Origin of the sequence: Thermaerobacillus caldiproteolyticus (assembly GCF_015326725.1) — a bacterium.
Classification (GTDB): Bacteria; Bacillota; Bacilli; order Bacillales; family Anoxybacillaceae; genus Thermaerobacillus; species Thermaerobacillus caldiproteolyticus.
Window position 1 is genome coordinate 1,888,487 of sequence record NZ_CP064060.1, and the last position, 18,689, is coordinate 1,907,175.

19 protein-coding genes are annotated in these 18,689 nt (G+C 43.1%); 3 read left to right on the forward strand and 16 right to left on the reverse strand.

Annotated features, from left to right (window positions below):
• Positions 1–32: 32 nt before the first annotated feature.
• The 11 genes from nagE to rluB all read right to left on the reverse strand — a co-directional run bounded on the left by nagE (position 33) and on the right by rluB (position 12,238).
• A complete protein-coding gene (gene nagE, locus ISX45_RS09380; RefSeq protein ID WP_194520672.1) occupies positions 33–1,394 on the reverse strand; it encodes an N-acetylglucosamine-specific PTS transporter subunit IIBC in 1,362 nt (453 codons plus the stop codon).
• 55 nt (positions 1,395–1,449) lie between these two features.
• Entirely contained in the window at positions 1,450–2,172 is a 723-nt protein-coding gene (locus tag ISX45_RS09385; protein WP_194518826.1) for a GntR family transcriptional regulator, read from the reverse strand.
• Positions 2,169–2,915 (reverse strand): glucosamine-6-phosphate deaminase, encoded by a 747-nt coding sequence (nagB, locus tag ISX45_RS09390; RefSeq protein ID WP_407649759.1) that lies wholly within the window; start codon positions 2,913–2,915, stop codon positions 2,169–2,171. The genes ISX45_RS09385 and nagB overlap by 4 nt, the downstream gene beginning before the upstream one ends.
• Before the next feature lie 21 nt (positions 2,916–2,936).
• Positions 2,937–4,109 carry an N-acetylglucosamine-6-phosphate deacetylase gene (nagA, locus tag ISX45_RS09395; RefSeq protein ID WP_194520673.1) on the reverse strand — a complete coding sequence of 391 codons (1,173 nt, stop codon included), beginning with the start codon at positions 4,107–4,109 and terminating at the stop codon, positions 2,937–2,939.
• A gap of 124 nt (positions 4,110–4,233) precedes the next feature.
• Positions 4,234–4,968 carry an SIS domain-containing protein gene (locus ISX45_RS09400; protein ID WP_194520674.1) on the reverse strand — a complete coding sequence of 245 codons (735 nt, stop codon included), beginning with the start codon at positions 4,966–4,968 and terminating at the stop codon, positions 4,234–4,236.
• Between the two features lie 368 nt (positions 4,969–5,336).
• A complete protein-coding gene (locus tag ISX45_RS09405; RefSeq protein WP_194520675.1) occupies positions 5,337–7,127 on the reverse strand; it encodes an ATP-binding protein in 1,791 nt (596 codons plus the stop codon).
• A complete protein-coding gene (locus ISX45_RS09410) occupies positions 7,127–7,843 on the reverse strand; it encodes a response regulator transcription factor (RefSeq protein WP_181554247.1) in 717 nt (238 codons plus the stop codon). Before ISX45_RS09410 ends, ISX45_RS09405 begins: the two co-directional genes overlap by 1 nt.
• A 193-nt stretch (positions 7,844–8,036) precedes the next feature.
• A complete protein-coding gene (ccsB, locus tag ISX45_RS09415) occupies positions 8,037–9,221 on the reverse strand; it encodes a c-type cytochrome biogenesis protein CcsB (RefSeq protein WP_181554248.1) in 1,185 nt (394 codons plus the stop codon).
• Positions 9,205–10,866: a cytochrome c biogenesis ResB family protein gene (locus tag ISX45_RS09420; protein WP_181554249.1), complete on the reverse strand. Its 1,662-nt coding sequence runs from the start codon at positions 10,864–10,866 to the stop codon at positions 9,205–9,207. Before ISX45_RS09420 ends, ccsB begins: the two co-directional genes overlap by 17 nt.
• A 12-nt stretch (positions 10,867–10,878) precedes the next feature.
• The gene (gene resA / locus ISX45_RS09425) at positions 10,879–11,400 is read right to left on the reverse strand and encodes a thiol-disulfide oxidoreductase ResA (RefSeq protein ID WP_181554250.1); all 522 of its coding nucleotides are present in this window, start codon (positions 11,398–11,400) and stop codon (positions 10,879–10,881) included.
• A gap of 106 nt (positions 11,401–11,506) precedes the next feature.
• On the reverse strand, positions 11,507–12,238 hold the full coding sequence (gene rluB, locus ISX45_RS09430) for a 23S rRNA pseudouridine(2605) synthase RluB (RefSeq protein ID WP_194520676.1): 732 nt from the start codon (positions 12,236–12,238) through the stop codon (positions 11,507–11,509).
• Between the two features lie 190 nt (positions 12,239–12,428).
• On the opposite strand from rluB, the gene ISX45_RS09435 reads away from it, so the two are divergent.
• Together ISX45_RS09435 and ISX45_RS09440 are read left to right on the forward strand one after the other, a co-directional pair.
• Positions 12,429–12,725, forward strand: coding sequence for a transposase (locus ISX45_RS09435; protein WP_194518828.1), 297 nt, complete (start codon positions 12,429–12,431; stop codon positions 12,723–12,725).
• 91 nt (positions 12,726–12,816) lie between these two features.
• Positions 12,817–13,563, forward strand: coding sequence for an IS3 family transposase (locus ISX45_RS09440; protein ID WP_194518829.1), 747 nt, complete (start codon positions 12,817–12,819; stop codon positions 13,561–13,563).
• A gap of 308 nt (positions 13,564–13,871) precedes the next feature.
• Here ISX45_RS09440 and ISX45_RS09445 read toward each other — a convergent pair whose 3' ends face one another.
• From ISX45_RS09445 to ISX45_RS09460, 4 genes are all read right to left on the reverse strand, one after another.
• Complete coding sequence (locus tag ISX45_RS09445) at positions 13,872–14,405, reverse strand: spore maturation protein (protein WP_181554251.1); 534 nt, start codon at positions 14,403–14,405, stop codon at positions 13,872–13,874.
• Positions 14,402–15,001 carry a nucleoside recognition domain-containing protein gene (locus tag ISX45_RS09450; RefSeq protein ID WP_194518830.1) on the reverse strand — a complete coding sequence of 200 codons (600 nt, stop codon included), beginning with the start codon at positions 14,999–15,001 and terminating at the stop codon, positions 14,402–14,404. Before ISX45_RS09450 ends, ISX45_RS09445 begins: the two co-directional genes overlap by 4 nt.
• The gene (locus ISX45_RS09455) at positions 14,994–16,136 is read right to left on the reverse strand and encodes a D-alanyl-D-alanine carboxypeptidase family protein (RefSeq protein ID WP_194518831.1); all 1,143 of its coding nucleotides are present in this window, start codon (positions 16,134–16,136) and stop codon (positions 14,994–14,996) included. The genes ISX45_RS09450 and ISX45_RS09455 overlap by 8 nt, the downstream gene beginning before the upstream one ends.
• A gap of 121 nt (positions 16,137–16,257) precedes the next feature.
• The gene (locus tag ISX45_RS09460; protein WP_194518832.1) at positions 16,258–17,124 is read right to left on the reverse strand and encodes a superoxide dismutase; all 867 of its coding nucleotides are present in this window, start codon (positions 17,122–17,124) and stop codon (positions 16,258–16,260) included.
• A 116-nt stretch (positions 17,125–17,240) separates the two neighbouring features.
• Between ISX45_RS09460 and ISX45_RS09465 the strand changes: the two genes are divergently transcribed.
• Positions 17,241–18,044, forward strand: a complete 804-nt coding sequence (locus ISX45_RS09465; RefSeq protein ID WP_194518833.1) for a DUF2935 domain-containing protein — start codon at positions 17,241–17,243, stop codon at positions 18,042–18,044.
• Positions 18,045–18,193: 149 nt separating this feature from the next.
• On the opposite strand, the gene ISX45_RS09470 is transcribed toward ISX45_RS09465, so the two are convergent.
• Complete coding sequence (locus tag ISX45_RS09470) at positions 18,194–18,685, reverse strand: YpuI family protein (protein ID WP_194518834.1); 492 nt, start codon at positions 18,683–18,685, stop codon at positions 18,194–18,196.
• Between the last annotated feature and the right edge of the window lie 4 nt (positions 18,686–18,689).

Sequence of the window (18,689 nt, forward strand, 5' to 3'; positions counted from 1 at the left end):
CTGTTCAGATAAACAGCCAAGGCTTGCAAAGTTTATAGTTTTTTCATCTCATTCGCCACAAATTCAACATCCGTGCCAACGACCACTTGCAAATCCGTTTGGTTGAGACGAATAACACCTTTGGCTCCTAATTGTTTTAGCTCACTTTCATTGATTTTTGACATATCATTGACTTTTAGACGTAAACGTGTGACGCAATTATCAATTTGCGCTACATTGTCTTTTCCGCCTAACGCTTCCATGTACTTTGCGGCAAGATTTTCATATTTGCCTTCAGATTGCACTGTACGATTTTCCATCTCTTCGCCTTCATCTTCGCGTCCCGGTGTCTTTAGGTCAAGCTTTTTAATAAGGAAGTAAAAGACAACAAAATAAATAATTCCATAAATGATTCCTTGTACTAACAACAAATATGGTCTTTGGGCAATGCCTAAGTTTAAGAAATAGTCAATGGCTCCCGCTGAAAAGCTGAATCCGTGGTGAATGCCTAACATCGTCGCAATCGTCAGCGAAAGACCTGTTAAAATGGCATGTATAAAATAAAGCAACGGCGATAAAAACATGAACAAAAACTCAATCGGTTCTGTAATTCCCGTTAAAAACGATGTAAATGCAACCCCGATAAGCGCACCGGCTATCTCTTTACGACGCTCTTTTTTCGCTGCAGCAATCATCGCCAGCGCCGCTGCCGGAAGACCGAACATCATGATTGGGAAAAACCCAGCCATAAAAATGCCGGCACTAGGGTCCCCCGCAAAGAAACGGCCTAAATCTCCTGTTTTTCCGTTAAACTCTCCAAAGACAAACCATACTAAATTGTTTAACACATGATGCAATCCAATCGGAATTAACAAACGATTCAAAAAGCCAAAAATACCAACTCCTAACGCGCCAGCGCCAATAATCCATTTGCCAACTGCGTTAATTCCATCTTGAATTGGCGGCCATACATACCCGAAAATCAATGCTAGTACAAGCATCACCAGAGAAGTAACTATCGGCACAAACCGTTTTCCGCCAAAAAACCCCAACCAGTCCGGCAGCTTAATATTATGATAGCGATTATATAAAAGACCAGCGACAACTCCTGAAAGAATCCCCCCTAATACCGCCATATTAATGTCTTTATTAATCGCTGTAGCTCCTTTTGTTAACACAAAATAACCAACCGCGCCGGCTAACGCAGCGGCACCATTCCCATCTTTTGCAAATCCGACTGCTACCCCAATCGCAAACAATAAAGGCAAGTTGGAGAAAACAGCATCTCCTGTTGCTGCGATAAACGGAATATCCAATAAATCCGGTTGCCCTAAACGAAGCAATAACCCCGCCGCAGGAAGAACGGCAATCGGCAGCATTAGCGCTTTTCCAAGGCGCTGTAAAAATCCTAACATCATATATTCCCCCTCTTTTTGTCATTCTTTATCGAAAAGCAAGTAACTTGCCCTTCTACCGTTCCATTTCGATCGTAAATTTGTAACGGTCACCTCGGTAAATCGATCTGACCACTTCCAATGGTCGTCCATTTTCTAAATAGCTATTTCGCTGAATGGATAAAACCGGTGCTCCTTCTTTCACTTGTAAAAGATTTGCCTCTACTTTCCGCGCCACCGATGCTTCTAATACTTGCACCGCCGAGCGGATCGTTAATCCTAATTTATTTTCAATAAACTCATAGACGGAACCGCTTACAATCCCCCGCGTTAAACCGGGTACGAGCGCGCAGGGCAAGTACGACGTTTCTAAAGCCATCGGCAACTGATCAGCTAAACGGATACGGCGAATTTCATAAATATCCGCCCCTTCGCGAATGTCGAGCTGCTGGGCTAATGATTGATCGGCAGGAATAATATGAAAGTCAAGCACATTCGTTCCCGGGTCCATCCCTCTAGCTCTCATGTCTTCAGAAAAACTCGTCAATCCTTTTAACGGCTGTTCGATTTTTTTCGCAGCGACAAACGTGCCTTTTCCTCGCTTTCTCACTAAATAGCCGTCGTTTACTAAATTATTGATCGCTTGACGAACCGTCATCCGGCTAATGTCGTACGTTTCAGCAAGCTCCCGCTCAGACGGAATCATTTCTCCTGGTTTAAGCTGCTGTTTTTCGATCATTTCTTTTATCCCTTGTTCAAGCTGATAATAAATCGGAAGAGGAGAATGTTTGTTAATCATATCGCATACACCTTTCGCTGCTCATCTCTCACAAGCGATAATGCTTCTTGATCAGCAATGATCGTGACATTTGGATGCGTTTTTAAAACGGACGCAGGAATTAGCGGTGTCACATCTTTTTCAAAGAGTTGGGCCATAATCGGCGCTTTTGTCTTTCCTGATGCAAGTAAAATGATGTGTCCGCTTTTCATAATCGTTGCAATTCCCATTGTAATGGCCTTGCCTGGTACGTCTTCTAGCGTAGGAAAAAAGCGGGCGTTCGCTTGGCGTGTGGATGGAGCCAACTCGACGACATGCGTTACCGTAGAAAACGGCGTTCCTGGTTCATTAAAACCGATATGTCCGTTTCGCCCAATCCCTAATAGTTGTAGATCGATTCCACCTACCTCATCAATCAAATTCTCGTAACGCTTGCATTCTGCTTCCGCATCATCGGCAAGCCCGTTCGGAATATATGTTTGTGACACAGGAATATCAATATGAGAAAAAAGATGACGGTTCATGTAATAGTGGTAACTATTTGGATGATCCGGTCCTAGGCCAAGATACTCATCCAAATTAAAAGTATGGACACGTTCATACGATGTTCCGTTTCGGCGATGATCGTCCGCTAATGCTGCATACGTTCCGAGCACTGTTTCTCCTGTTGCTAAGCCGAGAACGGAATTCGGCTTTTTCTTTATTTGTTCAATAATGATTTTCGCCGCTTTTTCACTCATTTCCTTGTAATCTTTTACTTCCATGAGTTTCACGACAGACCCCTCCTATTTCGAATATGCGAGTTTGCCGCGACAAAATGTCATGACTACCTCATATTCTTGATTCAGCACAACAAGGTCCGCATCTTTGCCGGCGCGAATGCTCCCCTTTCGTTCAAGAATGCCTAATTGTTTAGCCGGGTTCCACGATCCCATGCGAATGACGTCCTCAAGGGTACAACCGGTAAACTCTATCATTTTTTTGACAGCATCCTTTAATTTCAAAATACTTCCTGCCAGCGTTCCATCTTGCAATGTGGCCTGTTCCCCTTGAACGATTACTTCTTGGCCGCCTAGTTCATATACTCCTGCTCCGAGGCATTTTGCACGCATCGCATCGGTAATTAATACCATTCCATCACTTCCCTTATTGCGGTAAGCAAATCTTACCATCTCAGGAGCTACATGAATGCCGTCAACAATAATTTCACAGAGCACCTCATCATGCATGAGCACTGCTCCAGCAACTCCCGGCTCACGATGATGAATGCCGCGCATACCGTTAAATAAATGAGTGGCATGCGTAATCCCCGCCTGAATCGCCGCTTTCACTTCTTCATAGATGGCGTCAGAATGACCGATCGAAGCGACAACACCGTGTTCTTTTAAATAGGCGGTTAATTCCAATCCATTTTTCTCTTCCGGCGCTAATGTCACAAGGCGAATATATCCATTTGCGGCCTCTTGCCATTTTTTGAACAACTGAATATTTGGTTCCATAATATTTCTCGGATGTTGGGCTCCAGCCCGTTTTGGAGAAATAAATGGTCCTTCTAAATGAATTCCAATCACTTCCGCTTCTCCTGGGCGATTATGAAACTGAATGTAGTGTGCCGTATTTTGCAACGCCCGCTCGATCAGATCGGAAGAAGCCGTCATCGTCGTTGCAAGAAAGCTTGTTGTTCCTTCCTTTGGCAGTACCGTAGCCATCGTCTGTAGCGCATCTGTTGTCGCATCCATCACATCTGCTCCGGCTGCTCCATGAATGTGAACATCAATGAATCCAGGCACAACAAAATGATGAGAATCAAGCTCAATGACAGTTGCTCCGTTTACATCTGGCTGCGATGACATTGGACCGATATCGACGATTTTTTCTCCTTCCACGAGCACATATCCTTGCTCGATTCGTTCCTTTTCCGCATAAACGGTTGCGTTCTTCAGAAAAAGTCGATTCATCATGCCACACCCTCTTTCTGATTTGATCTTAACATTATATCAACTAGTTGTCTATACCACTTGGACTATTTTTAAATATTGTCTGCAAACCCGTCTGTTGACAGCAAAAAGCAAAAATTGTTGATCAACGCAGCAGTTGAATTCTGTCACGATACATTTCAATGAGCTTCTGATTATGTTCCTGTCCTTCCTGAAGATTGCCGCTTACAAAAATCGGCGTCTCTTTTCCGTGTTCCGCGATCATGACGATTGCTTCAGCGAAAATCGCATGCAAAATCGCAGCGCCGATGATGGTCGATGTTGGTGCAAACGGAACAGAAACATGAGGATGTGTTAAAACGGCATCCCCTTTTACTGAATAGTTGTTAATCGCGAGGTCAACGCATTCCCATAAATGCTTTCCACTTGAATGAAGCGATGGAAGCGCTTTTGAATACTGTAATGACGTGATCCCAATCACATATGCTCCACATTGTTTCGCCCATAATGCAACATCAATGGGAACCGGATTGCGTCCAGAATTGGAAATGACAAAAACAACATCCTCTTTTCGAATATCTTCCTTTTCTAAAAATGTACGAGCATATCCTGTTTCCTTCTCCAACTGCGATGAGCGAACAGCGCCTTCATGAAGCATTAACGATTCAATCAATATCGGTTTAATCGGAACAAGCCCGCCGGCGCGATAAAACACTTCTTCCGCTAACAAATGGGAATGCCCGCAGCCAAATAATTGAATAATGCCAGCTCTTTGGATACACTCTGATACTTTCTTCGCAGCGATGAGCAGCGTTTCTTTTTCCTCTTTTTCAACAGCCACTAGCAACTTATGAATATGCTGAAAATATTCAGAAATCAAAGGCATTCCTTCCTCCTTTTAATCGTCCTGTTAAACAGCATTGGTTTTTAATAGAAAATAATATAGACTTCCTTTTTTAACCTTGCTGAAGAATGTGCTGACAACTGATTTCTTTATTGTATACAAGCCATTATTTCGATTTATTTTGTCTTATTTTAATAGCAGCTACAATACAAACAAATGCACCCATAAAACTGGTGAAAACAGCAACAAAGACTGCGTTATCCATCATTCATCCACCCATCATTCTAATAGCTTTATTATAAACTGACTGGCTCCATTAGTTTAAGAAAAAATCAGCAACATTCTTGAACACAGACTTTTTCTTGCTAAAGAAAAAGCCCCGCATCAAAGCAAGGGCTTTCCGTCTACGATTCGTGTGTTGCATTTGGCAAGTAAAACGTAAACGTCGTACCTTCATGGAGCTTACTATGCACGGAAATCATTCCTTTATGCGCTTCAACGATATTTTTCGCGATCGCAAGACCTAGCCCTGTTCCGGAACGACCGCGGGTACGCGCTTTATCCGCCTTATAAAACCGCTCAAATATAAACGGCAAATCCTCTTCCGCAATGCCGGAACCGGAATCTTGAACATGAATTGTGACCCCGTCCCCGCTTCGCTCGACGATTACTTTCACCGTCCCGTTTTCATCTGTATGGCGAATGGCGTTATCAATTAAGTTCGTCAACACTTGTTCAATGCGGTCAGGATCAATCGTCATTTCGATGTTTTCATCTTTCCATTCAGCCGATAAATTGATTTGTTTTTCCTTCGCCAATCCTTGGAATTTCCGAATAATGCGCTCAATATATGGAGCAAGCTGAACAGTTTTATAATTTAACGTTATATGTCCTGCTTCCATGCGGGCTAAATCAAGCAGGTCATTGACGAGACGCCCCATTCGTAACGATTCATCATAAATGACTTTCGCCATTTCTTTCTTTTCTTCATCGGTCGCAGCAATATCGTCAATAATGGCTTCGCTATATCCTTGCAACATCGCAATCGGCGTGCGCAGCTCATGAGAAACATTGGCGATAAAATCTTTCCGCAGCTTGTCCAAACGCCTCTCTTCCGTCATATCGCGCAATACCGCCACTGCTCCGCGAACAGCGGTCTGGTTATAAAGAGGTGACATTAAAATAACCCATGTTCGTCCTTGCAGCGTCAATTCCGTCATCTGCTCTTTCTCTTCACCGACGACGCGAGCGAACAGCTCATTCACTTGCGGCGGCAGTGGAGCCATCACCTCAGCCTCGTTTCCCTGTTCAAAATACCACGCTTGCAAAAATCGCTCTGCCGGTGGGTTTGTAATTAAAATTTCCCCGTCGCGATTAAAGGTAATGACACCATCTGCCATGCTGCTCAGAATGCTCGCTAACTGCTCTTTCTCTTGGTTTAACGCATTGATGTTAAATTGCAGGCGCCTTCCCATTTGGTTAAACGCCATCGCCAGCTCTCCGATTTCATCATGAGTTAAAATCGGCACTTTCGTATCGAATTTGCCGCGAGCAACTTCAAACGCAGCTTGACGCATTTTCCGAAGCGGAGCCGTAATGCGCGTCGATAGGAAAAACGCAAAAATCGTCGTCAATACAATAGCGATGAATGCAGCCAGAAAGATTAATTTCTTCGTTTGCTGCGTCGTATCTTCAACCGCTTGCAACGATTGGTAAATAAATACCGCCCCGTGTTTCCCATCTGCTGTCTCAAGCGGTACGCCGACAATAAGCAATTGACCATAACGGTCATCACCGACTTGAATGTTCGGCAAATACATTTTCTTTTTTACTTGCTTTCGTTCGGTTAATACCTTTTGTAAATCGTCATCCTTTTGAATAAGCGATAATGGCAAGTCGCGCAGCCGGGTGTTTGCGGGCGAATACCAATAATGGACTTGATCAGCGATAATGACCGCTTTCGACATATCGCCGACTAATGTCCATGCAATGGAACGCCCGAGTTCTTCATCCGTATGTTCGTGCATGACTTCTGATACTTTTGTTGCCAATTGCGTTAACTCTTTTTCCGCTTCTTGAACATGGTAGTTTTCAAAAAATTTTAATAGGAGAATCGTTAAAATAAAAAGAACAAACGAGACAAGCAATAAAATAGTAAACCATAATTTCCCGACAACGCTGCGCCAAAACCACATCATTCGTTCACAACCTCGAATTTATAGCCAACTCCCCAGACGGTCACAATCATTTTTGCCGCCGTCGGAGACACTTTATTTAATTTTTCACGAAGGCGTTTAATATGTGTGTCCACGGTGCGTAAGTCTCCAAAAAATTCGTAATGCCATACTTCTTTTAAGAGCTGTTCTCGATCAAACACTTTATCGGGTGATTTTGCCAAAAATAATAATAGTTCATATTCCTTCGGCGTTAAGCTCACTTCTTTCCCATCTGCTGTGACGCGGTGAGCATCATTATCGATTGTTAAATGCGGAAAGACAAGAATGTCTTTCGCAGTGGTATCCGTTGGTACATATGTTGCGTTGACCGCACGGCGTAAAAGCGCTTTAACGCGCAATACGACTTCACGCGGGCTGAACGGTTTGACAATATAATCATCGGTTCCTACTTCAAACCCTTGAACTCGATTCGCTTCCTCTCCTTTTGCGGTCAACATAATAATCGGCGTTGTTTTCTTTTCACGAATTTCTTTACATACTTCAATGCCGTCCCTCCCCGGCAGCATTAAGTCAAGCAAGATCACGTCATAATCGTTTTCCAGCGCTTTTTTGAGTGCATCGTCGCCATTATCCGCTTCCTCAATGAGATAATTTTCACGCTCTAAATACATTCTTAATAAGCGCCGGATACGTTCCTCGTCATCGACAACTAAAATTTTTACTTGTTTATCCATCATGAACATCCTCCCTTGTTCACTATTTTACAAAAGTGCTCCTCTTTTATCTACATTTTCTATTTATAAATAAAGGATGTCCCACAAAACGATGAGACATCCCCTTTGTCTAGGTTTTCATGACAGCTGACTTTTCAAACATGGATCGTGATGTAACATCCCATTGGGATTGCACGAATTGGCTTCGTGATAGTTACGAACCAGCATACGAATGCAAGCCAGCGATGACCAAGTTGACCGCAACTAAGTTAAACATAATAATCGCAAAACCAATGACGGCAAGCCATGCCGATTTTTCACCATGCCATCCTCTTGATAAGCGAAGATGCAAAAATGCAGCATAAAACAACCACGTGATTAATGCCCAAACTTCTTTCGGGTCCCATCCCCAAAAGCGCGTCCATGCAATTTGTGCCCAAATCATGGCAAAAATCAATGCTCCAAGGGTAAACACTGGAAAGCCAATTGCGACAGCGCGATAACTAATTTCATCGGTCAAATCTAAATTCACATGTTTCACAAGCGGCTGTAATGCTGCGGCGATACGTTTCCGCAATACAAGACGCAACAACAAATAAAGAACCGTTCCACCGATCAATGACCAAATCACTGTGTTTAATTTTTTCGCATTAATGATGGCCGGCATATGAACAAGCGGCTCAAAGCGATCAGCACTTTCTTTTTCTAACGTTCCCTTATGCGGTCCGACAAGTGCTGGCATATCGTATACGACTTCCGCTTGTTGTTTATTTTTATCCACCCACGTAAATTTCGCTTCATAATCAGCAAGGCTGAATGCCGTTGAGACGGCGACAAACCCGAGTGTCGTAATTAAACAGAACATAATGACTTCCAACCAAAACGTGCGTTTGCTTGGCTTCGATTGGTCAACGACGCGAATTAAATAAATGAGCCCTGCCGCAAAGCTAACGGCTAAAATCGCTTCCCCAGCTGCCGCTGTTGTGACATGGATGTGTAACCAGTCACTTTGCAATGCCGGGATAAGCGGTGTAATCTCGCGCGGAAACATGCTTGCATAGGCAATCACTAGCAGCGCGACCGGCAATGTAAACAAGCCAAGGACACTTATTTTATAAATAAAATAAATAATGATAAAGGCACCGACAAGCATCATTCCAAAAAACGTGGTGAATTCAAATAAATTACTAACCGGCGCATGCCCAGCGGCAATCCATCTTGTAATAAAGTAGCCCAATTGCGAAACAAAACCGACAATCGTAATGACAATTCCGAGCATTGACCAGCGATTGGTGCTCGGCTTCTCCTTTTTGTCGCGAATCGCTCCGCCAAAAAAGAACGTTCCGATTAAATAGAGAATAAACGCGATATAAAGCAGTGTACTACTTAGTTGCGCCATTCCTGTCTCCTCCTTGCGCTGCTTTCTTCTCCACTTCCGCTTGGTCGATTGGCATCGCTAATCCTGTTCCTTCGATGATATGCTTCATTTCATTTTTCAATCCGAACCAGTTTTTATTCGTATGTGCGGCCAGCCATACTTCACCATTCACCCGCTGCAACCAAATGCGGCGATGATTCCAGTACATTCCTTGAATAAGCCCGATCATAAAAATGACTCCGCCGATTCCTAAAATCCATAATGTAAAATCGCGACGCACCGTCAAGCCAGAGACGTTTCTCGTATCAAGTCCGGCAAACGCCATTTTATATTTGTTATTTCCAAATGGCTCAATCGTCTGACGAATTGCGACAAAGCTGACTTCCCCTTTTGGTTTGTCAGGAGTAATCATTTTAAACACAAACGCCGGGTTATTCGGAATTTTTGATTTTGTCGCCGGATTTCCGTCATCATCAAAATAAAAGTCCGGGAAATAGCTTAATAGCTCAACACGATAACCATTTCCAAGGTTGTAAGAAGATTGCGGATTATGTAAATCAACTGTTACCGTACCAAATGATTGATTGGTCGCTTTATCAATTAAATTAAACGCCATTTTATTCGGTTCGTTCATTTTAAAATCGACTTGATATAAGGCATAATGGTCATATTTCAGCGGTTCGTTAACGCGAATGTTGTACTCTTTTACTTTTTTTAATTTTGGCTCTTCCCCCGGCACAATCGGACCAACGCGCTTATAAAGCACAACGTTCGTTTGATACGTTTTCGCCACAGTTCCGTTTCCGACACGATCGATGGCTGCATTAAATACTTCGTTATCTTTTCCTTTCTCATACACTTCAAAAATAAATTTTTCGTTTTTCAAAAAATACTTTCCGCCTGTACCCGGAATTTCTTTTGTCTCACCTTCGCGAATCCAAAGCACTTTATCGACATACATGCCCGGGACAAAGCGAAGCATCGCACCGATTAAAAAAATGATTAAGCCGATGTGGTTCACATACGGTCCCCAACGCGAAAAACGTCCTTTTTCCGCCAAAATGTTACCGTTTTCCTCACGAACGTGATAGCGGCGCTTGATTAATCGCTCTTTCATTTGGCTGAATACTCGGTTTTCATCAGCCACCTGTGAAGCACTAAATAAACGTTGGCGCTGCAAAAACGTCGGATGGCGTGTTACCCCTTGCTTTTGTAAAGCGCGATAAAGCGGAATGACGCGGTCTAAACTACAGATGACCAGCGATACGCCGATGGAAGCAATCAGAAGCATATACCACCAAGAGCCGTACAAATTATTGAAACCAAGCTCATAATAAAGCTTCCCAGCCCAACCATATTGGTCTTTGTAATATTCGGCAGGGCTGACGTTCGGCGGAATATACATTTCCTGTGGAAAAATCGTTCCGATCGCGGATGCAACGAGCGTAATTACAATGAGCCAGACGCCGACTTTGACGGAAGAAAAGAAATTCCAAATTTTATCAATGATTGTTTTATTATACGTTTGCGAACGGCGCGCACTTCCCTCATAACGCATGTCCAATAATTTTTTCGATGTATCCTCTTCGAGCGGCTTTCCGCACGATTCGCAAAAAACAGTCCCGTGCGGATTGACGTGACCACATTCACATTTTACTTGTTCCATTGCCAAAACTCCCTATGGTTTAATGCTTTCCATATATTGCTGAACCATCTCTTCTGTCATCGTTCCGGTAATAATCTTTTTAATTTTCCCGTTCTTGTCAATTAAAAATGTTGCCGGCAGCTGGTCGATGTCATAGGCATTCATCACTTGATCTTCCCGGTCAATTGCAACCGGAAACGTTAAACCAAATTGGTCGATAAATTTTTGTACGCTCAATTTCGGTTCGCCGACATTTACAGCCAATACTTCGACCCCTTGCTGTTTATACGCTTCATACTGCCGGTTAATATACGGCATTTCTCGTTCGCACGGCTTACACCACGTTCCCCAGAAGTTCAAAAATACTCCTTTACCGCGATAGTCGGAAAGGCGATGGGATTTCCCATTCAAATCCGTTAGCACAAAATCGGGAGCGGTGGCACCAACTTTGATGCTTGTTTTTTCGGTAAAAAAGTTGGAATAAATCGTATAGCCCACTGCGCTCAGAAGCAATAATAAAATCACAGTTCGCACAACAAGTCGTTGTTTTTTCATTGTTCTGACTCTCCTGAAATCAAAATATTCCATTTTCCATTATAGCAATATTCACGGTTGTCAACATGAAAATTATATGAATGTTATGTGACAACGTAAGAAAAATTTACCTCCTGCCGCCGGATAAGGCCAGTGCACGAAGTTGTTTGACTTCATGTGGCGATAGCTCTCGGTAATCTCCAGGATTGAGCCCTTTTAAATCGAGAAACGCATAACGTTCCCGCTTCAATTTCATTACCCGGCAGCCGATCGCTTCAAACATACGGCGCACTTGGCGGTTGCGTCCTTCATGAATGCGTATTTCAATAATGGCCGTTTGCTTTCGCTTATCGAGTGAAAGCATTTTCACTTTCGCCGGCGCCGTCATGCCATCCTCAAGCATAATACCTTTCTCTAGTTGCTTTAGTTGCTCTCGTGTCGGAATTCCTTTCACTTTGGCAATATACACTTTTTCGATTTCATAGCGAGGATGCATCAAAAGGTTCGCGAAATCGCCATCGTTCGTCAACAATAATAACCCTGACGTATCATAATCTAATCGTCCAATCGGGTAAATGCGCTTATCAAGTCCTTCAAAAAAGTCGGTAACCACTTTCCGGCCTTTTTCGTCTTTGACGCTGGAAATGACACCGCGCGGCTTATAAAGAAGATAGTAAACCGGTTCTTCCCTCTCAACCGGAATACCTTCCACTTCGATTTTATCTTGAGGACCTACTTTTACACCAAGTTCGGTCACAACTTGACCGTTCACTTTCACTTTTCCTTGTAAAATAAGCTCTTCCGCTTTTCGTCTTGATGCAATTCCTGCATGTGCAATTACTTTTTGCAATCGTTCCATTGTTGTTGTCACCTCTTCAATCATCTTACTCTTTCCATGAAAAAGATACAAGCATGTCCCCTCACTATTTTTTATCATACACACCTTTTTTCGACAAACAAAAAAAGCAACCCAACAGTGATATGATCCCCTTATAGTAGACAGAAAAAAGAAAGCCCATTAATCTGTCTACTATGGAGGGGATTTTTCTATGGGGAAAATACGAAAAACATATGATGCAAAGTTTAAAAAGAAAGCTGTGGATTTATATTTGAAAGAGGGCATGGGATACAAAGCGGTGGCAAAAGAATTGGGAATTAGTCATTCCATGGTACGTCGATGGGTGAAACGCTATGAACAGGAAGGAATGAAAGGGCTAGAGGAAAAACGAGGAAAGGCAAAAGGACCAGGCAAAGGAAGACCAAGAACTCGTCCGGAAGATCCTGAAACGAAAATCAAGCGTCTTGAGGCGGAAGTAGAGATGCTAAAAAAGCTCTTAAAGAGGTGAAAGGGGGAATGGAAGCAGTACCAGCTCATAAGAAGTTCGCGATCATTCAAGAAATGGCTGGGTGTTATAGTTCGATTCAACTATAGCAGGCGTGTCTCGAAGCGGATATTACAAGTGGGTAAAACGACAGGAACGCCCTTCTCGGAAGCACTTGGAAGACGAGCAGCTAAAGGAAAAAATCAAAGAGTGCCATGAAGAAGTGAAAGGAATCTACGGGTATCGGAGAGTCAAAGTTTGGCTGAAACGGAAATACAAACTGGATATCAACCATAAACGAGTACAAAGGCTGATGAGGGAGATGGGAATCCGGGCGGTGATTCGGAAGAAACGGCCTTATTACGGAAAGAAAGAGCCTTATGTGATTTCGGACAATCATCTAAACCGAGATTTCCACGCATCAAAGCCAAACGAGAAGTGGGTGACAGATATTACCTATTTCATTTTTAATGGGCAAAAGCTCTATTTGTCCGTCATTAAAGATCTATACAACAATGAAATCGTGGCCTATCATATCAGTCAAAGAAATGACATCAAACTGGTCATCGACACGCTAAAAAAGGCCATAAAAAAACGGAATGTAAATGGACTCCTCCTACATAGTGATCAGGGGTTCCCGTATACATCCCGTCAATACAACAACCTACTAAAAAGATACAATATAAAGGCCAGTATGTCCAGAAAAGGAAACGGTTTGGACAATGCCTGCATGGAAAACTTCTTCAGCCATTTCAAGGCAGAATGTTTCCATCTGTACTCTTTCCGCACGGCCGAAGAGGTGAAGGATGCCGTACACCAATATATTCGTTTTTATAACCATCAACGTTTCCAAAAGAAGTGAAATAACCTGAGTCCTTATGAATATAGGACTCAGGCTGCTTAAATGTGCTTTTTTATTCCTGTCTACTTGACAGGGGTCACTTCACAGGTAGGTCACTTTTTTAAAGGTGAAGAACGCAGCCATTTTAACGAAAAACCGTTTTGCCCGGCTCGCAGCTAGTTGTCTTCCATGCCACACTTGCCCAAAATATGATTTAAAAAGTGATGCTTTATGTAACTCGAAAACACCCCCGCCCTCTCGGCAATGCAGGCACTTCTTCAAAGAAAGAATATTTGTCCATTGCACTTAACGGCTCTTCTCTGCTTTTCCTATCTACCAAATACAAATAATACAATAAAAAACGAAATGATAAAACTAAGGATATCGGCTAAAATCCCTACTTTCAACGCATCTCCCATCTTTTTAATACCGACAGCGCCAAAGTAAACGGTTAACACATACAACGTTGTTTCCGTACTCCCTTGAATCGTCGACGCAAGCCGACCGATAAACGAATCCGGTCCGTATGTGGCAATCAAATCGGTCGTCATGCCTAAAGCGGCTGTGCCGGAAATGGTGCGAATCATCGCCAGCGGCACGACTTCTACGGGAATGCCAATCGTTTTAACGAGCGGCTCAATGAAATTCATTATATAGTCCAAGGCCCCGGAGGCTCGAAAAATCGAAATCGATACAAGCATGCCGACTAAATACGGAATCACGGAAAAGGCGATTTGAATGCCTTCTTTTCCCCCCTCGACAAACGCTTCATATGTCGGCACTTTTTTAAACGTCCCATATAAAAGAATAAAGGCAATGGTGACAGGGATCAGCCAAATGGAAATTAGCTGAATCAGGCTCATCTCCTCTTCCCACCTTTCCGCACTCTCTTCCAATAATAATATCGATCGATGAAAATGGCACCAATCGTGGAAATGGTGGAAGCAACAAGAGTCGTGCCGATAATGTCTCCAGGAGCCGCAGAGCCATATGTCATCCGAATCGAAATAACCGTCGCCGGAATAAGCGTAATGCTTGACGTGTTAATCGCCAAAAATGTGACCATTGAGCGGCTCGCCTCGTCTTTATAGCCATTTAATTTTTTCAGCTCTTCCATTGCTTTAATTCCGATCGGTGTTGCGGCATTCCCCAGACCAAACATATTCGCAATCATATTCGAGACGATATACCCCATCGCCGGATGGTTTGCCGGCACCTCTGGAAAAAGGCGGCGAACAAATGGTTTACATAAATTAGAAAGCTTAGCAAGCAATCCTGCTTCCTCTGCAATTCTCATCAATCCAAGCCAAAACACTAAAATACTAATCATACCGATGCTGATTGTCACCGCTTCTTTTGCACCTTTAAATACCGCTTCGTTCACTTCATCCATCGTTCCATGGGCCATCGCAAAGAAAATTCCGATAATCGCCATCATTACCCAAATTACGTTAACCATCGTTCCCCACACCTAAAAAGAAAAATAACTTCCCAATCGAATCATTAGACACAGCATTTGATGAATGCTCGTACAAAATTGGTACCTCATCAACCGCTTCGTCGTCTAAATAAAGCACCGCTTTGCCAACAACGTCAGGGATATCGCGTTCATCTTTCTTCCATTCTTTTTTTGGTTTGATGAGTTGAATCTTAACATGTAGCTGTTTCATTTCCTCTTCTGTCACAGGATACATTAAATCGCGGCTCACGCGAATCTTATTATGATAAAAGTCATCCTTAATTTTGTTGATCATCCGTTTGTCGTCTACTTTGGCGATGACATAATCTTCAAACCCGTATTCGTACATTGCAATATGGTCATTCCAGTCATCCGGTGCATCCAGCGTCACCGCGATTAAATCTAAACCGTCTTTGGAAGCAGTCGTGACGAGCGTGCGTTTCGCTCGTTTCGTATATCCCGTTTTTCCCCCTGTGCAATACTCATAAAGTTTCGTGAGCAATTTATTTTTATTGCGCCAGACTCGATCCCATTTTTCCCCGGGATTGGGGGCACGATATACTTTTGTTCCTGCAATTTTCCGAAACTCTTTATTCTGCATCGCATACTGCATTAATAACGCCATATCGTAGGCGGTAGAGTAATGATTCTCCGCATCATCTAATCCGTGGGGATTCGCAAACTCAGTATCTCTCATTCCGATTTCTGCCGCTTTTTGGTTCATCAAAAACACAAAACCTTCAACGCTTCCCCCGACATATTCAGCGATAGCAATTGCCGCATCATTCCCCGAACGAAGCATCAGTCCATATACGAGATCGCGCAACTTGATTTTTTCTCCCTCTTTCAAATAAACGGACGATCCTTCCGCACGAACAGCACGAGAGCTCACCGTTACCGTTTCGTCCATTTTTCCCGATTCAATCGCTAAAATGGCCGTCATAATTTTGGTGATGCTTGCAATGCGTCTCTTCGTATGTGCGTCTTTTTCAAATAGTACTCGTCCCGAATGTTGCTCCATTAAAATCGCACTTTGCGCGCTAACTTCTCCGACTGCTTCTGTTTTGTTCGGAATACATGAAAAAAACATGGTAAGCGCTATGATGAGTACCATACACCGTTTCCCTAGCTCCATGTAATCCCATCCCTTTTTCCGTTTTGTACAAGTGTATGCACAAAATGAATGGATATGCTTGAAAATGTACAAGTCTCATCTAACCGCATAAAAGGGAAGGAAATTCCTTCCCGCTATCAACTTAAAATGGTCTCCACCGAAGCTTGTTCGCTTGTTCAAAACGCTGTTCCACATTCCGCCAATGAACGACGTTCCACCAACTGTTAATATAAGCGGTACGGTCATTTTTATATTGCAAATAATACGCATGTTCCCACACATCTAACACAAGTAACGGAACCGTATCCCATTGCGTCATCAATTGATGCTTTTCCGTTTGTAAAATTTCCAATCGGTGTGAGCGTGGCGACCAGACAAGAATCACCCAGCCGACCCCTTCGACGCTTTTGGCTGCTTCCGTAAAATGTCTTTTAAATCTCTCAAAACTGCCAAAATCGGCCTTAATTCGCTCCAACAATCCTCCGCGCGGTTCTCCCCCTCCTTTCGGTGTCATATTGTTCCAAAAAATCGTGTGTAAGTAATGGCCGGAGCCGTGAAACGCTGCTTCTCGCTCCCAATGCTTTAACAATTCATAATCATTCGTTTCTCGCGCTTTTTGCATCATTTTTTCCGCTTTATTTAATCCGTCAACATAACTTTGGTGATGCTTCGTATGATGAAGGCGCATAATTTCCTCCGAAATATGCGGCTCAAGCGCATCATATCGATACGGAAGCGGCGGAAGCTTATGGCCGCCGATCGGAACACGCCCTTGACGATCTCTGTCTTCCCTTCGCTCTGCTTTTTCATACAAATCATCCACCATTGTTTGAATGTCGTAAATGTCCTCTTCTGTCCATACCTCTTCATGTTGTTTAAGGCGAGAGAGCAACGCTTCAATATCAGCGTGAATCTCTTCTTCGCCGCGCTCCGCATATCGCTGCTCCATTTGTTTTCCCCATTCGATTACGTCATTGACATATTGTTGAAAACGTTCTTGTTGTTCCATAAAAAACCTCCTCTTCGTTTGTCGCCATATCGTATGCCGTGAGCCTAAAAATCGTTCTTGTCTTTGCGCACCCCAATTCACCAATGTTCATACATATAAAAACGAGGTGAGAAACAGTGAAAAAAACCTTTGAACAAGAGGCGGCATTTGAGCTGCAATTTTGGATGCAAATTCTCGGCGACCATTGCCGATTTATTGATGAATCCCTTGCTGAAAAAGAAACAAATGAAATCAAACGGGCCAAACAATTTATTTTTCTGTTTGATGAACTGCTAGAACAGGCACGTGGAGGATATGCAAGTTTACTAGAGCTTGTTAAGCGGGGAAAAGAAGCAGGCGAACAATTGCGGGTATTTAAACTTCATTTACTAAAAAGATTGTTAACAGATAAAATCAGCTTTTCTTTGCCCCCATCGTTTTTAAATCATATGGTCAACGAACTGGATGAATGGTTGCGAATCGCTAGCTATCTCGTACAGAGGAAACTACCTCCTGCCGTTCATCCACTTCACCATGACCTACTATGGCTACTTGACGCTGCAGGTCACGCAGGGGCGATTAACGATCATTTGGATAGCGTCGAAAAAGAATTAAAGCAACAAAGTGATACGTTTACAAAAGAATGGGAAGCCTTTTACTTAAAAGCGATTGAGATGGCTGGATATTTGCGAACGAATCTATACGATTTCCCAGCATTAGCCCGCTTTCATCGGGACATTGAATTAGAGATGGTCATCTTCCAAAACTTTTTACACGAATTAGAAGAGATGGAGTTAAACAAAGAAATATTAGGGGTGTTAACACCGCTCATGGCGGACCACATGGCAAGAGAAGAATGTTATTACTTGCAGAAGCTCGCAGAGTCTACAAACGTTGTGAACCAGCCAGCTTGTACCCCGATAAAACCGAGAACAGAGTAAAAAATGAAAGCGGTATAGGCCTGCTTTGAAAATCAAACGTTTCTCCCGTATCGAAGTGTTTGGATGCTCAAAAGTACAGGACGCTAACAAACAAAAGCACAAAAATTAAAACGGCTGTCTCCCGACACATAAGGAGACAGCTCCGATTGTTATTTCGATTGAATGATTTTCGTGCGATAATCAGTCTCGTAAAATTCGAGCTCCTCGCGAATCGTTTGAAATCCACTTTCGAGCGATGAGAGAAGGTTTTTGAATGAAGAAGGTGGCGTTTGCCGGAATTTAATGGAATTTCTCCCTGTGTATGCTGAGCGGCTATCCTCATACCAAGTATCGCCTTTTGGCGCAAAAAATTCGGAAATGCACGAATGATAAATGCGATAAAGGACCTTTTCTGCCGCAGCTTTGCGAAACGGCTCATCGCTTAACACAACTCGGCATGCTTCTAAGCCTTCTTCACAATAAACAACAAGGCGCCGTAAATTCGAAAACAATTGTTCATAATACGCTTTGCGTCCACCTTCTTGCTCATGGAGCAATCCAGTAATCGTCGTTTCATTCAAGTAGTCAGAAATGGCTTTCACCGTTTGTTGCAAAAACGCTTCAACTTGTTTCGTTTGGCTCATGACGATGGAATTTCCCATACGA

What these genes read in the sequence shown, in the direction of transcription:
- nagE (WP_194520672.1), bottom strand. Translation starts at nt 1,394, where the DNA reads ATGTTAGGATTTTTACAGCGCCTTGGAAAAGCGCTAATGCTGCCGATT.
- ISX45_RS09385 (WP_194518826.1), bottom strand. Translation starts at nt 2,172, where the DNA reads ATGATTAACAAACATTCTCCTCTTCCGATTTATTATCAGCTTGAACAA.
- nagB (WP_407649759.1), bottom strand. Translation starts at nt 2,915, where the DNA reads ATGGAAGTAAAAGATTACAAGGAAATGAGTGAAAAAGCGGCGAAAATC.
- nagA (WP_194520673.1), bottom strand. Translation starts at nt 4,109, where the DNA reads ATGAATCGACTTTTTCTGAAGAACGCAACCGTTTATGCGGAAAAGGAA.
- ISX45_RS09405 (WP_194520675.1), bottom strand. Translation starts at nt 7,127, where the DNA reads ATGTGGTTTTGGCGCAGCGTTGTCGGGAAATTATGGTTTACTATTTTA.
- ISX45_RS09410 (WP_181554247.1), bottom strand. Translation starts at nt 7,843, where the DNA reads ATGGATAAACAAGTAAAAATTTTAGTTGTCGATGACGAGGAACGTATC.
- ccsB (WP_181554248.1), bottom strand. Translation starts at nt 9,221, where the DNA reads ATGGCGCAACTAAGTAGTACACTGCTTTATATCGCGTTTATTCTCTAT.
- ISX45_RS09420 (WP_181554249.1), bottom strand. Translation starts at nt 10,866, where the DNA reads ATGGAACAAGTAAAATGTGAATGTGGTCACGTCAATCCGCACGGGACT.
- resA (WP_181554250.1), bottom strand. Translation starts at nt 11,400, where the DNA reads ATGAAAAAACAACGACTTGTTGTGCGAACTGTGATTTTATTATTGCTT.
- rluB (WP_194520676.1), bottom strand. Translation starts at nt 12,238, where the DNA reads ATGGAACGATTGCAAAAAGTAATTGCACATGCAGGAATTGCATCAAGA.
- ISX45_RS09435 (WP_194518828.1), top strand. Translation starts at nt 12,429, where the DNA reads ATGGGGAAAATACGAAAAACATATGATGCAAAGTTTAAAAAGAAAGCT.
- ISX45_RS09445 (WP_181554251.1), bottom strand. Translation starts at nt 14,405, where the DNA reads ATGAGCCTGATTCAGCTAATTTCCATTTGGCTGATCCCTGTCACCATT.
- ISX45_RS09450 (WP_194518830.1), bottom strand. Translation starts at nt 15,001, where the DNA reads ATGGTTAACGTAATTTGGGTAATGATGGCGATTATCGGAATTTTCTTT.
- ISX45_RS09455 (WP_194518831.1), bottom strand. Translation starts at nt 16,136, where the DNA reads ATGGAGCTAGGGAAACGGTGTATGGTACTCATCATAGCGCTTACCATG.
- ISX45_RS09460 (WP_194518832.1), bottom strand. Translation starts at nt 17,124, where the DNA reads ATGGAACAACAAGAACGTTTTCAACAATATGTCAATGACGTAATCGAA.
- ISX45_RS09470 (WP_194518834.1), bottom strand. Translation starts at nt 18,685, where the DNA reads ATGGGAAATTCCATCGTCATGAGCCAAACGAAACAAGTTGAAGCGTTT.